At 55.2% G+C, this 15,677-nt stretch carries 8 protein-coding genes; 1 reads left to right on the forward strand and 7 read right to left on the reverse strand.

Translation table 11 applies throughout. The annotated features are described in order from the left end of the window. The first annotated feature begins 63 nt into the window (after positions 1–63). Entirely contained in the window at positions 64–9,426 is a 9,363-nt protein-coding gene (locus RHM61_RS17085; RefSeq protein WP_322248489.1) for a hypothetical protein, read from the forward strand. A 98-nt stretch (positions 9,427–9,524) separates the two neighbouring features. On the opposite strand, the gene RHM61_RS17090 is transcribed toward RHM61_RS17085, so the two are convergent. From RHM61_RS17090 to acpP, 7 genes are all read right to left on the reverse strand, one after another. Beyond that, positions 9,525–10,988, reverse strand: coding sequence for a DegQ family serine endoprotease (locus RHM61_RS17090; RefSeq protein ID WP_322248491.1), 1,464 nt, complete (start codon positions 10,986–10,988; stop codon positions 9,525–9,527). Between the two features lie 93 nt (positions 10,989–11,081). Next, positions 11,082–12,086: a MucB/RseB C-terminal domain-containing protein gene (locus RHM61_RS17095; protein ID WP_322248493.1), complete on the reverse strand. Its 1,005-nt coding sequence runs from the start codon at positions 12,084–12,086 to the stop codon at positions 11,082–11,084. A 5-nt stretch (positions 12,087–12,091) separates the two neighbouring features. Then, positions 12,092–12,748 (reverse strand): sigma-E factor negative regulatory protein, encoded by a 657-nt coding sequence (locus RHM61_RS17100; protein ID WP_322248494.1) that lies wholly within the window; start codon positions 12,746–12,748, stop codon positions 12,092–12,094. A gap of 24 nt (positions 12,749–12,772) precedes the next feature. After that, entirely contained in the window at positions 12,773–13,375 is a 603-nt protein-coding gene (rpoE, locus tag RHM61_RS17105; RefSeq protein WP_322248495.1) for an RNA polymerase sigma factor RpoE, read from the reverse strand. Between the two features lie 176 nt (positions 13,376–13,551). Then, positions 13,552–14,022 carry a hypothetical protein gene (locus RHM61_RS17110; protein WP_322248496.1) on the reverse strand — a complete coding sequence of 157 codons (471 nt, stop codon included), beginning with the start codon at positions 14,020–14,022 and terminating at the stop codon, positions 13,552–13,554. A gap of 87 nt (positions 14,023–14,109) precedes the next feature. Further along, the gene (gene fabF / locus RHM61_RS17115; protein WP_322248497.1) at positions 14,110–15,351 is read right to left on the reverse strand and encodes a beta-ketoacyl-ACP synthase II; all 1,242 of its coding nucleotides are present in this window, start codon (positions 15,349–15,351) and stop codon (positions 14,110–14,112) included. A gap of 35 nt (positions 15,352–15,386) precedes the next feature. Further along, positions 15,387–15,626: an acyl carrier protein gene (acpP, locus tag RHM61_RS17120; protein ID WP_322248498.1), complete on the reverse strand. Its 240-nt coding sequence runs from the start codon at positions 15,624–15,626 to the stop codon at positions 15,387–15,389. Positions 15,627–15,677: the final 51 nt, after the last annotated feature.

The following is a 15,677-nucleotide window of genomic DNA, read 5'->3' on the forward strand; positions in this document are numbered from 1 at the left end:
GCTTGCCCCACTCGCGCACCGGCACCTTCAATCTGCCAGACACCTGTCCATCGAATACTACCAATGCGCTTGCAACAAGTGCATCACACGCCACAGGCGGCGACTGCGTGCCAAGCAACATCACTGCCATCGACGCTATGGCAACAGGCTAAGCACGACATTCTCCGCACCGGCAGTTGGCATCATGCCGCCGGCGACATCATCCCGCAAATTGCAGTCCGCACCGAGATGTGGCCAGATCCCTCACGCGGTTTAACGATTTTCGATGTCGATCAAGAAAATGACGTCAAGCACTTGGCAGAACAATTGCTGACATGGCGTGCCGACTCCAGCAATGCGGCTCTTCTCGATACGCTCAACAGCACGAAGCAAGGCCGCTTGCCTGCGCAATGGCGTACCTGTCGGTTTGACGCCGACCAGCAGAACATGGGTAACGCCAGCCTCGCCGGCTTACTGAATATACGACGCGACGACGTGATTTTACTGCGTATCAATCAAAATCATTACCGCTATCTCGACGAGCACGGCTGGTGCGATGTGCGCGCCGACGGCGATTGCTTCTACCGCGCCCTGGTGCGTGGCCTTGGACACAGCGGCAGCGACACCGACATAAATAAAGCACGTCAACAGGTGTGGGATTATGTCGCGCAGCACTGGGATCAGCTCACCCCTTTTTTCGCAGCGGAACTGGCCGAGCAAGCAGCGATCGGCCGCGACGCAGCGCTCAGCAAACCAAGGACGCAATCTGATCTTCCCAGCGCGAGCCACAACCCGGCATACGCAAGTGCCGAACCGTCCTGCTTGAGCGAAGCAGATTGGCACGGCCCGCAAGAATGGTGGTTCTGGGCCGAACAGCGCGCCACCGCCTTGGCTGCGCAACTGCTTGCCACTGCCGTGCCTATCCTGAATGAGAAACCCGAAGAAGAGCGTGCGGAAAATTTTGCGCCGCAAGTTCTGGACCCTCAGCATCCATGTTTAAAAACATGCATGAGCAACGCCGCAGAGGCATTGCGGGCCTTGCCGAGCACGCATCCGGCGCGTAGCCTGCTCGACGGCTTGGCACCTCGCGAGCAAGCGGGCTGGTTTGCACGCCTGCTCTATTCGATGCGGCCGGTCTTTGAAGGCACGCAGGCGAGCCTACGGCAGCACGAAAGAATTGATGCATTTTGCCAACAAGTCGAGACTCTGGTCGATGAAGATCTGCTTGAACAAGCCGACGCGACGCCGGAGCTCAGCGCCGCTGCTGCCGCTGCCTGTCGCGCCTTGAGCAAAGAAATGCTCATTCAGCTAAGGCAACAGTATCAGCCACTGCTGACGAACAACCTGCTTGCACAGCAAGCCGGGCTGCGCAAGCATAGCGCCTTAGGCCGGCTACTCAAGGCCAGTGTCACCGACTTAACCGATCTGGTGAGCCTAGCGATGTCACGGCAGCGCCAACACGCGAGCAGCGTGCGCGGCGAAGCACAGCCGCCGAGCGAGCCGCCTACGCTCGATGCCGTCCAGTGCCTGCGCTTGCTACAACCATGGCTCACCGCCCTCGAAGAAATCGATGCGCGCGCCGCCTGCATTCATGAATTGCGCCACGCGGCCAGCAACACCATGCGCAATTTGAAGGGGCAATGGTACCCCATCCTGCCACCGCTGCTGCTGCACGACACCTTACAATTGGCGCAGCAACAGCGGCAAGCACAGCAAGACCACGAACAACGCATCGACACCCGCACCAAGACAGGCTTAGGGGCACTCGCGCTGGCAGGCGATGCTCTCGCCTCATTCCAGCGCTGGCAGCATGCCGGCGCGCTGGAAACCGACTGGCAGCGTGAGCGAGAAGCGGCCGACAATACCTGGCGCAGCACCCACCACCCCGACACGTCGAGCCCAAGCGAAGCTGAAATAATCGACCAATTGAAGCAGCGCTGGTGGCAAGCCCGTCAAGAAAACACGTTCTCTTCGGCTGAGCTGCTGGAGGCAAACGGCTACATCACCGAACTGGCGCGCCTTCACAGTGCCGCTGCCAACCAGGCACACCGACAGCAAGTCCTGCTGCCGCAGGAAGTGATCAGTGCTCGCGTGCCATCACTGGAACATAGCATCAGTGCCTGGCGTGAGATCGACGGCGTCGCGCCCAGCCTTGCTAGCCCTGTGGCAAGTACGCCAAGCGCGGCAACGCTGACGACTATCGCAAGTGCCACTACTGCTGCCACCAGTGCATTGGCCGCAGCAGCCATGCTGAGCGCCGGTCGCAATGCAGGCATGGCCGGCCCAGTACTGAGTGCCGCTATCATGAGTCAATTATTCACCAGCGTCACAGCGCGGCAAGCCTGCCTGATGGACCCGGAAGCGCAGCGCAGCCGGCCGGCCGAGCAAGAAAAACAGCTCGGCGACCCAGCCTGGGAATTATTGCAAGCCGAGACTTTACACCCCAGTCAGCATGCCGCCGATCCATGGGGCCAAACCCAGAAGGCCGCCGAAGTACTGCTCTCCGCCAGCGAGCAAGGGGCCAGACTCCAGCGTGTCGAGCAAGTGGGAAAAATGCAATTCACGCTCACCTTTCTCACCAAAATTGGCAACAAATTAAGCAAAACGATAGGCCCAGAGCACTTCGGCCAACTGATCCGTGCCAATGGCTACGAAGGCGCTGGCTGGCACAAACAGTTAGCGGGGAAGGTACTGCGCGGTACAGGCCGAGCGATGAACGGTGTCGGCGGTGCGATGAATGCCAATGAAATTGTCGAGGGCATACTGAAAGGACCGCAGGAAATGTTCAGCGATACCCAGCGCGGTCAGTACGGACAGTTGGCCGGCTTTATGGGCGCGGTGTGGGAATACAATGAATGTTTCGCAGCGTGGGCCGCCGGCAAAGCAAGCCTAGCCCAGGTCACCCTCCTCAAAGCGTTAGCCAGAGGCCTGGGCGGCGCTCTGGGGACCGTCGAAATCAGTGCGGCAATGATCGACAATGTCAGACTGATCGACCTGCTGTTATCGGACAAGCTGACTGCTGCACAACGCTTGGAATACAGTCTGCAATTAGGACTCAACAACTTGGCCTTGGGCTTGCAAATCGCCAGCCTGGCATTTCCGCCCTTGCGTTTGCCGGCAATGCTGGTGCAAGGCTTGAGCTATGTGGTCGAAAAAATCGGCGAGCATCGGGCGCTTGGTGATAAATCGGCTGCCACCATCGGCAAGCTCAAGCAAAACTGGGATGCCTACCAAGCGCCTTTATTCGCTCGCAATACGAGCTTGGAAGTCGGTAATTCGACCGTATGGGAAAGCTCAAAATTGTTTCCTGTCTCCGCCTGCCATATCAGCGACCAAGCACTGGCTTGCGTTCCGGGAGAAGTCAAGGTATTCCGCGGCGGCAGTCTGGAAGGCTGGGCAGCGCTGCCATACCTCATTATGTGGGCGGCATCGGCCTACGCCAAACCGCCGCCATCCCCCTACCGCGATGTCGGCGAAACCCTGGGAGGAGAAAAGCTCACGCCGAATCAAGCACTGCCATTAAGCAATATTACCGGCACCACCCAAGCACCTTACGAGACGCCACTTCCCACTGGCAAGGTAGTGACCGTGATCGCCTCACTCGTGCCCGCTTTGGAAATGCAATGGAAAAAGTCCATGGCAATTGCTTTTGCACTGAGGAAGGATGCTGAATTACTGAATTGGGAAAACAGCGCTTACAAAAACACATTTCCTGTTCGCGACGGCAACTGGATGATAGAAGACTACGATTACATGGGCGTCGACAGCAAGCTCAGCTATACATTTGATCGCACCGGCCCGGTGGCGCTCTACCTGTTGCCACCGCCGCAGCAATCACAGCGCAAACGCCTCACCGTCACGCTCAACAATCGCGCCGCCGATCCCGGGCATCGCGTTTTCGTGGCACTCAATGCCGAAGCCAAGGGCTATGTCTTAAGCAGTCAAGCTGGTGCCGGTTTTTTGCTCAGTTTAAGCACCGATACCAAGGCCATCGGCGATGGCTCAGCCACCATTGCCTTTGTCAGCGATCCCGAGCAAGCCAGAAAGCTCACCATCCGCCTGCAGCATGTGTCAGCATCGCGTCGCGATACGGAAGAAGCCATGGCTTACCGCTTCGAGCATACCGACTCTGACGGCGTGTTGATGGATAAACTGGTGAAAATTAATGGATTACCTGCTTATGATTATGTCCGCGGCTTGCTTCCTGAGAATTCCCTCTATCAAACCATCAGTACGGCCAGCAGCCACGAGGCGCAACAATGGGGCTTAAAAATCGAATTCCCTACGGTTGCCAAATTTGCCCGCATTTCCGAGGAGAAACACCAGGGCGGAGAAATAGGACTCCCTATTGCCCACCACTCAATGGCCCACTCAGGCGGGTACCTGATGGGCTATCCAGATAGTTACCGTGACGCCTTACTGGCACATTTCAGTGCCGAATACCAAAATTTTAAAAGCAATCTCGATCGTAGCTTGGAATTCCCACTTTATGCTGACGAGCAATCTGTTGATCTGCCCAGTGACATGGTCTACGACGGCGTGCGCTATCCACTGGAATGGAATGCCGCTTCGGTCGGTTGGAAAATCGGCCAACCGAAAGCCTGGGGCAAGCTGCCTAGCTACGATTATATGCATCCCAACACCAGCGGTTTTGAAGTGCCCAAGCACTTGGCACGTCCTATCCCACAGGGATATCAGCACTATGCCGATGGCGATGCGCCTCCTTTGCTCGGCAATATTCTGGTGCAGAACGCGGGCAATGCCAGTTCCCTCTATTTTGACTACTACGATGGTCCATTACAAGCGCCGCGGCCACTTGCTGCGCAAGAATATCAACGCTTCATGGCAGTCCGAGCGCTGGCGCTCGACTATGGGGCGATACTCGGACGTATCATTCCGAGCTTGCGAGAGCAGATAGGACAAGATATCACCGATCACCGATCGCGCCTCTCGACCGAGGGTGCACTCCATCTCAGCATCCGCTACCCGCTGCACGACGAAGTCAACTTCCAAGGCGCGGTACGCGCAGCAAAAGGTGACTATCGCAGCCTGGAAATTATGGAGCACTACGCGCTGCGCACTCTGGCCGAAGACCGCCGTGGCAAAAAGGACTACGGCCAATGGCAGCAAAAAAACAATAACACCATGAGTGCCATCGATCTCGACGCGTGCGCGAGCTTGATCGAAAAGGCGCAGACCCTGTTATCAAATTATGTGCTATCGGGAAATCGTACTGTCACGCTCACCGACACAGCGGTCGAAGTCAAGTTACATTACCGCATAGAGGCTGGCGATTTTTTCCCCCGCGTCGAGCAACTCGATTATCCGGCAGAGCACATGCCTGGTGCGCAAGAACTGATGCAAGTCAAAAAACAGCAGCGTCATGTCCGCTTTGATAAGCGGGTACTGATTACCTCGGGCCGGCACATCGCTTTCTTCGATACCGACTACCACCAATTGCGCATCATGCCGGAACTGTTGAGTCGCGGTTTGCACTTCGTCGGGCGCGATCGGCAATACGAATTCTTCAGTCGCACCGAACAGGTCGATAGTTTACTGCGCTGGGAAGTCAGCGGCGAGCCGTTCGACACCTTGGAACAAGCGCAGCAAATTGATCTGGCGACACTCAATCCGGTCGAGAGTTTGATGCCTGGCGGCTTTCTTGAGAAAATTGGTCTGGGCCAAGGCAATTGGCAATTTCACCGCGAACGTGGCCCCTTGTGGCGGTATAACGGTGAGGAACTGTCAATGATCAAAGAAGCCTACTGGCGACGACGCAATGCCGACGGCGTCACCGTGGGCTTTTATGTCATCACCGAGCATGCTGGGCGCGATGCCAATCCGGCAGAAAGCGCCCGCCTGCGCGCCTTCCTCAGCGCGCAAGTACTGCAAGCAATCGATGCTGAAGTTGCCAACATGCAGCAAGCTGCCGAGCGTAATCCCGCACCAGGCACGCTGCGTAGCGAGCTAGGCCGCTTCATCCATCAGCCGCTGCAATTAGCCGAAGAGTTGCGCAGCTTATTGCCGCCGCCACTGCATGCCCCGGATAATCCGCCTAGCCTGGGGCAACTGTTGCGCTTTTACGGGATTCAATTCGCTCCCGACAGTTCTTTCGGTGTCTTGCGCGTCCTCGCCATGAAGCCCTTGATCGAACACTATCTGAGTTTAAGTAAAGGAAACCCCTACACCGAGCGCATCATCAACAACGATGGTCAAGTCGATTTTCATCATTACGAAATGGCCCGCTCCGGCTATTTGATAGAGCGCGTCAAAGTCAGCAGCACCATGCCCTACCAAGCGCTATTGCGCTGTATGGAACTGACACCGGCGACGCCGTCTGACCGCAATCCGCTGAGTTTTTGCAGCACCACTTCAGCGCAATACTGTGTGGCACGCACACCCGAACACGCTTACTTCATTCATCCGAATGCGGCCCGCTATATTGACAATCAAGCCGGCCTGGCTTTATTTGGCAAACTCAATGGCGAGCAGTATGAGGTGCAGGCTTACCACCACCACAACGCGACCGACATTCTCGACGCGATCAACGGCGGCCATGCGTCACAGTCTAGCCCTTGGTATACGCTTTCCAAAGCGGTCTACCGGCAACTGAACGCGATCGGCAAAATGCCGAAAATGCTGCTGACCAGCAATCATCAACCGAGTGGGGTCTTGTTGCTGCGCAGTGCACACGGCAACTTCTTGCTCGAAAGCGAGCGCCAGCCGGACGGCCTGCTGCGCGAACAATGGAGCATCTTGCCCGCACCATTCCGTTACGGCCACATCGACTACCGCGGCAGAAGCGCAGCCGGGGCACACCGACTCTACCACCGCAACAGTAGCGATATGCTGCTGCTGCAAGCTGGTCAAGTGCAAGGAATCGTCCATGAGTACAGCGTCAGCAAAGCCAACAGCAAAGGCGTGCTTAAACTGGCCCCAACCCAGGAGAGTAGTCGTGATGCCCATCTCAACAGCTACCTGGAAGTCCACCCGGCGGCAGATGAAATCTGGCAGATCACGACGCTGCACAACGAGACCGTACATATCCCCGACAGCTTTGCCGGCAAAGTGGAGCTGAACGTCAAGCCGCGCCGAGGCCATCGCAAGCTGACTCTGCATGCACGGCGTTGGGAAGATTGGTCTGCCAACAAACGCGGCAATATACTTATTTTGCGTCATGCGCAGCAAGGAGAAATCCATCTTAAATGGCAGATGCCTTTCGAACTGCAACTCAACGAAGTCATCTTCAAGCGACACGATGTCGTGCAAACGCGTCTGCAAACCGCTGACAGCGACCCAGCTCGCTTACTCGCTCAGGCCGCCAACACCGCGCTCGTGCCGGGGCTCAGCTATCACGGCCAGCCCTACCGCATTGACCAACTGACTGGCCTGAGCGTGGCCTGGGACGAGACAAGCACCCCGATCCCAATGGGTACGATGTCTGATGTTGGTGTGCGTTTTTCGCCTGCCGGTCACGCAGCGCCTTGGTTTTCACCGGGATCGGGCGAGGTCACGCTGCCGCAACTGGCACAGCCGGTGCCAGTCACCCTCATCGAAGTCAATCCCGGCGCAATCGGCGTGCGCATCCCCGCTGAATGGGTAGGCCACCCGGCTGGCAATAACAGCATCGAGGGAGAAAACGATATGCTGTTCAATTTACGCAGTATGCCACTCGGTTTCGTGTATCAGGTGCGCTTACCCAATGAGCACTTGTCGCTGGGTGAAGAGGAGGCCAATGTCAGCGAAGACCGTGCCGCCGGCTTAGTGTTTGTGAATGAAAAACAGCAGCGCGGCCGGCTGGTGTTCGCGCTCGCACCCGGTGTCAATCTGGATCTGCACGAAACCCACGAAGAACACGAAGCCGTTTTGACGCTCACATTGGTAAATCAAGCCACGCGTTTCAAACGTGCGCCCGTACCAGGTTTGGAAAAATATTGCTTCAATAACGTTCAAAAAATGAATGGCCGTGAATTTGTCTATAGTAAAACGCAGTTCGACTGGGCTAGCGAAGGTGCAGGCCAGCAATTACTGACCGAAGCACGGCTGGCTGCTTATCCGTATTCAGGTGATTTGAGTCGATTACCAGAATGGCGCACGGATACCGCGCTGAGCGCCTATCTGGCAGAACGCATGCGATTGGAATTCGATCCCGCCAGCGGTCTGATGGTCGATAGCAAAACCGGTCTGGTCGCCTATGTGTTTAACAATGCTGAAACGCGCGAACTGCGTCTGGTGTTCGGTGGTTCAACCAGCGGTCAAAGCTACGGTGGCGATCTGACTAAACGCACCTGGGCGAATCGCGGCATAACATGGACGCAATACGGTGCCAATGCCAAGAATGCCCTGCTGGGACGGACCCCGGCCAGCTACAAGCAAGCCGCTCAGTTAGCCCAAGAACTGCGACAAGCCGTAGGCAGCAGCAGCTTTCCTGAATTGGCAACGTATGGCCCGTTGAAATTCATCGGTCACTCCAAAGGAGGCGGCGAAGCGGCGTATGCAGCCTTGCAGTTATCAACACCACAACAAGCCGTGGCGTGTACGGCCTTCAACCCAGCCCAATTCGGTCGCGAGATCCAGCACGAGTTACTGAACCGACTCGGCAGCAGCTCGGCGCTCGAACATGCGGCTTCGCGCGTACGCAACTTTCTCATTAAAGGCGACGGGATTCCGTACGCCGGCAACGTGTTATTCGGCCAGCTCAGCTTGGTCGGCATTTCCCATACGCTCGACGCCATCCCGGAAGTCGGTGGGCTCTCTGCCCTCCACGACAAATTCTTACAGCAAATCGAAGGCAATGTGGCGCGCCATGGAACGGCACAAGCGCGTGCCGACAATCAGGCCGGCCCGAGCAATGCGATGGCCGTCCGTCCGGACGCTCCCGACAGCGGTATTGTGGCAACGGCACGCCGGGTTTACAGTAACGATCTGCGTAGCAGCATCGATGCCTGGTCGGAAGCAGAAAAACTGGCCAACAGCGCGACGATCAGCGCACATCTCGACTATCGCTTCGAGTACTTTTTGGATGAAACGGGAGATCCGAGCACGATACGATTGAATTTGATCGGTGACAGCGATGGCAAGAGCGCGCAATTTCGCGGTAGCTTATCTGGTGCGCACAGCTACACTGCCGAAACCTTGGCCGGCTTGACTGCGCCCATGTTGGCCCAGAGTGGTGCCGAAAGCATCCGCCTGTTCAGTAGTCGCAGCGGCGCAAATGGCTTCGCCCAGGAATTAGCCAGCTTGGTGAATTTACCGGTCAAGGCCCCGCGAGAAACCGTCCGCAGCTACGAAGTCCTGCCCGGCCGCTACCTGTTCTTGGAAAATGGCGACAGCAGTGCGGGGGCATTGGATAATCAATGGGTGAGCTTCGCGAAGAGCGACGCGGTCGAAGACTTATCGGCGCAGCGCCCAGTAGAAACGGCTGACCTGGAGTCCAACGACCAATAATACTGCCAAGCGTGGGCCGATGGTTTGAACCCATCGGCGCTGCAAAAAAAAGATGCCCGCCGCTGCAAACACAGCGACGGGCATTGAAAGTACTCGAATTACTGCGCTTGTGGCTTAAGCAGAATGAACTGCGAGATATCACCACGTTTGACCAATAATGCGGCCGCTTTCTTGGCATCGAGTTTAGCAAGCATCGCATTGAATTGCTTGGCATCTTTGATGCTGACGTTATTGAGCATCAGAATCACATCGCCAGCCTTCAAACCAACCGCAGCAGCGGGACCATCGACATTTTCGATCACCACCCCACCCGACTGCAGCTCTTTCTTTTGCGCTTCATTGAGATCGGTAACGGCCAAGCCTAGCAGATTATCCGGCTCTTTCTTATTCTTTTTATCACCTGGTTTCGGTACTGGCTTATCCGCTTCCATTTCCGCTACCGTGATCGGCAATTCACGCACCGCACCCTTGCGCCAAACTGTGATGCTGGCCTTGGCACCCGGTGCAATCGCACCGACGATACGCGGCAAATCGCCGGATTTCTCGATTGCCGCACCATTGAGCTTGAGGATCACATCGCCATCCTGCAAACCGGCTTTTTCGGCCGGTGAACCGGCTTCGATTCGCGCGATCACGGCACCCTGTGCCTTCGGCAAGCCTAAAGATTCCGCCACTTCTTTCGAGACCTCACCGATCTGCACACCGATACGGCCGCGGGTAACTTTACCCGAAGCTTTGAGTTGATCGGCTACGCGCATGGCTTCGTCAATCGGAATGGCGAAGGAAATCCCCATATAGCCGCCGGAGCGGCTGTAAATCTGCGAGTTGATACCGACAACCTCGCCACGCATATTGATCAGCGGACCGCCGGAATTGCCGGGATTGACGGCAACATCAGTTTGAATCAGAGGCAGAAAATCACCGGTGTCGCGCGCCTTGGCCGAGACGATACCGGCGGTAACCGTATTGTCGAGTTCAAATGGCGAGCCGATCGCAATCACCCATTCGCCGGCACGGATTTTATCGGAGTCGCCGATTGTTACCTTGGGTAATTTGCTTGCTTCGATTTTGAGCACGGCGACGTCAGTACGCTTGTCGCTGCCGATGACTTTGGCTTTGAATTCGCGCTTATCGGTCAGCTTGACGTAGACTTCCGAGGCCCCTTCCACCACATGCGCATTGGTCAGTACATAGCCATCGGCGGAAAGAATGAAGCCCGACCCTACTCCGCGCGGCACTTCTTCTTCCGGTGCCGGTTTACGGCCGCGTGGTGCCGGTGCTTGTTTAGGCATAGGGACACCGAAGAAGCGCCGGAAAAATTCCTGCATCTGCGCGTCATCGGAACTAACTTCGCCTGCACCAGACAACAATTTTTCAGTGGTACGAATATTGACGACGGCCGGGCCAGCTCTATCGACGAGCTCGGTAAAGTCGGGTAAGCCACTTACCATTGCTGCGGCTGCCGGCGCTGCTAAGGCCAGCGGTGCGCTGACGCCAATGCAGAGACTGACGATCAGACGCGCGAGAATTTTTTCTGCGGGGAAAATAGGATTTGCTTTCATAGCCTCACTCTTAAACTGTTGACAGTTTGGTTGGTAGAAACTTCAGGACACTTCAACACTCTTCCATACACTTCAGGATTCCGGATTCAGAATTTAAGGCTTGGTTTTGTATTCTATCGAATTCATCACCTGATGAATCGCTGCCGCCGGCACCTCACCGACCACGGTGAGCCAATAATGGCCCTGGCGTTTCGCCATGATCGTCATCGCCCCTTGTTGCAGACTACCTTCGCTGCGATTTTCATGATCGGGTTCGATGAAAACTGAGATCGTGGCCAAACCATCGGAAAAAATCATCTGTATCACCGGATGTGCCGCCCCGGGCTGGCCGGGGGCCGCAGTCGCGATCAAACGTTTCATTTCCTTGATTTTTTTAAACCCATTGGGCACCGACGTAACTTGCCAGCCTGAATGAATATTGGACTCAACCGTCAAATTTTCAACATGCCATTGCGAAATATTTGGAAAACTCGGTTTCAATTTATTTTTATCGACATCGCCAATACTGATTTGGGTGAAGGCGATTTGTTCTATAACTTCATTCTTGGCATTCACCGTCTGGGCGCGTAACAACAAGCCCGACTGCTTCTCGGAACACAGGCGATAACCGTAGCGTGCGCCGTCGCGTGGTTCGAGCAGATAGGTTTGGCATTCCAAGCCGGCCACACGCGCCACCTCAGCCTTTTTGATCAGGTACAGGTCTGGCAAAGCTTGCGCATTTTGTGTCAGCAGGGCTGGAAATACTTCTTGCGTGACATTTTTTTCTACCTGTATGGTTTTGGTATCGGGCAGATAACAACTGACCTCCTCGTTACGACGCAAATATTCGCGCGGCCGACCATCGAGTATTTCAAGTTTTTCAATTTCACCGGCGGCATCAGCGTGATGCGTAATGCGCGAGGTGCGCATCTGACTGGCTTGCTGATACACAAAGGTGCCGGCGTAATTAAGGCGCTGCGCCGACGCTTGCATCTTGCGCAAGACGCCTTGCATCTCACGTTTTTCTTCCTGATTTTCCAGTGCAAAAGCCACTGATACGGTCAGGCTGGCGATCAAAATCGGCAACACCAAGGCGAAAGCCATACGATACACACGCATAATACTTATTTCTCCGCCGCCGAACGCAGCTGCACATGCGTCACATACGCCGCGCCATTGCTGATATCAGGTGAAAAACGTTGATGTGCGATCAGATAGCTGTCGATACGCGGGTCGCGCAGCATTTCACGTTCGGCATTCTGCTGGGCCGCCTCGTTTTGCGCTTGCAGCAGCATCGTATCGGCCGCCACCAAGGAGGCCGATGCCAGTTGCACTGGCGTCGTCGGGGTGGCGCTGCGACTGGCTTGCAGCTCGGGAGAACTACCGAGATGCAGTAATTGCGGCACCAGTACGAAGGCCAATAAGGCCGCTGCGCTGGCCCCGGCAACGGCCATATACGAACGGAAAAACGAGGCTTTGGCGGCGCGTGGCAGTTCTGCCGATTGATGTAAATGCGGCATCAACAATATCGGTTCACTGGCGAAACGCTGAGCAAAGCGCGCACTGAAATCACTGCTCATCTCGAAGGCCAAGTCGTCCGATCGCAAGGCATCCGCGATCAAATGGCAGTGGTCCCACGATGCGCGGTCATCGGTCTCATCCATCTGCAACAGCAATGCAGCGATGGCAGCGTCGTCGAGCTCGCCATCGGCAAGGGCAGAAATAGTTTCGTTTTTTGAGGTGTCGTTCTTCATTTTTCCTACCAAGATAGCGCTGTTCAAATCATATTTGTTAGTGCACGCCGCTTACCAGCGCTGATCGAGATTGGTCCCGAGTATAGGACGCAAACGCTCAGCGATGGCTTCACGGGCGCGGAATATCCGACTGCGTACAGTGCCTATCGGGCATACCATTACCTGCGCAATTTCATCGTAAGTTAATCCTTCTATCTCTCTGAGCGTAATCGCATTGCGCAATTCTTCCGGCAAAGCCGACATGGCCGCATTGACGGTAGCGGCGATCTGCTTGCTGGCCAACAGTGATTCCGGCGTGTTGATATCTCTTAGTCCGTCGGCATCAGAAAAAGTTTCGGCCAGTTCGACGTCGGCCTCGGTCGAGGTCGGCGCTTTACGCCCCTGCGTGACCAAGTGGTTTTTCGCGGTATTGATGCCAATTCGATAGAGCCAAGTGTAAAACGCCGCGTCACCGCGAAAATTAGGTAGCGCCCGGTACGCTTTGATAAAGGCTTCTTGCACAACATCTTCCGCTTCGGCATGATCATAGACGAGCCTAGACACGAGCCGCATCAGTTTCCTTTGATATTTGGAAACCAGAAGCTCAAATGCTTTTTTATCACCACGCTGCACGCGCTCGACCAAAAGATGGTCTATCTCGCGCTCTGTCGTCACTCAATCATCCCTGTATTTTTCTACCTTTAACGGCTCTGTGTGTTTGGATGTCGGTCGCTGCAAAAACTGTGCAAAATAGCTTAAAACTTAGGCTTAGCAGCGCGACCATCACCACTGTCTGCTTCATAGAGTCGCTGTTGTCAAAAAAGTTCCCGCTTTTCCTCGCTTTTCTTCAATTACCAAAGCTCATGCTGCCGCTGTATCCATAACAGACTTAAACGCAAACGCGCAAAACTGCCCGCTGTCAGCGCGTCCGGCAAAATAATGCGGCACAGATGCGTATCATCGGGCAGCAGCCAATGCACGACCAGACAACTATTCCAAAAAATGCTGTGCGGCGCCAGTCTGACCGGCACCGCCGGACTGAAATCACCATTTTTGTATATAAAATACAACGATGTTCGCCCTTTTGCATCAATACACAGCACCAGCGGAGTCTGTCGGCGCCAAAAGCGCCGCAGTTGCACGCCAGCCAGCACCGGCACGAGCAGACTCAGCCAGGCGGCACTGGGCCAGCGGTGGCAGGCCCCGGAGTAGCAGTGCGCCAAGTACAACAGCACACTGACTAAAGCCAGCGCACAGGCCAACAGCAGCCAGTTGCGCAAGCGGCGCGAAGCCTCAAGACGGATTTGCAGTGCGATACTCATGATCATTGTCTCAAACAAAAAAAAGCACTTCGTTCCCAGCGGGAAGCGAAGTGCTTTTTTGCAGACAGTTTAGCGCGCTGCTAAAACTCAGACCTTAGCAAAAATCAAAGTACCATTCGTTCCACCGAAGCCAAACGAATTTTTCATCGCGTAATCAATCTTCATATCACGCGCAATGTTGGCGCAATAATCAAGATCGCATTCAGGATCTTGATTGAAGATGTTGATCGTCGGCGGCGAAATTTGATTATACAAAGCCAGCACCGTGAACAAGGCTTCCAAACCGCCTGCACCACCGAGCAAATGCCCGGTCATGGATTTGGTGGAATTGACGGTCAGCTTGTAAGCATCGGCACCAAATGCTGCCTTGATCGCATCGGTTTCATTTTTATCACCCAACGGCGTCGAGGTACCGTGCGCGTTGAGGTAATCAATCTGATCGCCATTGATACCGGCATTTTTGAGCGCATTGACCATACTGCGGCGCGGTCCATCCATACTTGGCGAGGTAATGTGATACGCATCGCCACTCATGCCGAAACCGATCACCTCGGCATAGATACGTGCACCGCGTGCCTTGGCATGCTCATACTCTTCCAGCACCATCACGCCGGCACCTTCACCGAGTACGAACCCGTCCCTGTCCTTATCCCACGGTCGGGAAGCGGTAGCCGGATCATCATTGCGCGAAGACAAAGCCCGCGCAGAAGCAAAGCCACCGAGCCCCAAAGGAGAAATGGTCGACTCTGCGCCACCGGCAATCATCACATCGGCATCGCCATACTCAATCATCCGTGACGCCGAACCGATGCAATGCAGGCCCGTAGTACACGCAGTCACGATCGCCAGATTCGGTCCCTTGAGACCGTATTTGATCGACAGATGACCGGAAATCATATTGATGATCGAGGCCGGCACAAAGAATGGGCTGATACGACGCGGACCGCGTTCAATCAGCACTTCCTTGGTGTTTTCGATCAGCGGCAAGCCGCCGATGCCGGAACCGACGATGACACCGATACGCTCAGCATTCTCTTCAGTTACCTGCAAGCCACAATCAAGGAAAGCCTGCATCCCGGCAGCGATGCCGAAGTGGATGAAGCTGTCCATGTTGCGAGCATCTTTTGCCGGCATGTACTCTTCGACATTGAAACCCTTCACTTCACCGGCAAAATGCGTGGTGAACGGAGTGGCATCAAACTTAGTAATAGTAGCAATACCAGACTGACCAGCTTTGACCGCCTCCCATGCAGCGGCAACAGTGTTGCCGACTGGTGAGACACAACCGAGTCCGGTGACTACGACACGACGTTTAAGCGTACGACTCAAGCGCTTCTCCTGGGTTTGAAAAACGGGGTAAAGAATTACGCCTTGACGTGCGCCGTAGCGTAGTCAACAGCTTGTTGCACTGTCGTAATTTTTTCTGCTTGTTCATCAGGGATTTCCATTTCGAATTCGTCTTCGAGGGCCATCACCAATTCAACTGTATCGAGGGAATCCGCACCCAGATCATCAACGAAAGAGGATTCGATTTTGATGTCAGCTTCAGCCACACCCAGTTGTTCAGCGACAATTTTCTTAACGCGTTGTTCGATATCGGACATGTGTATCTCCAGTGAAAAAATCAAAAATAAGGGCTTACAGAAAGTGCGCGC

This window comes from Undibacterium sp. CCC3.4 (assembly GCF_034347425.1).
Lineage (GTDB): Bacteria > Pseudomonadota > Gammaproteobacteria > Burkholderiales > Burkholderiaceae_D > Undibacterium.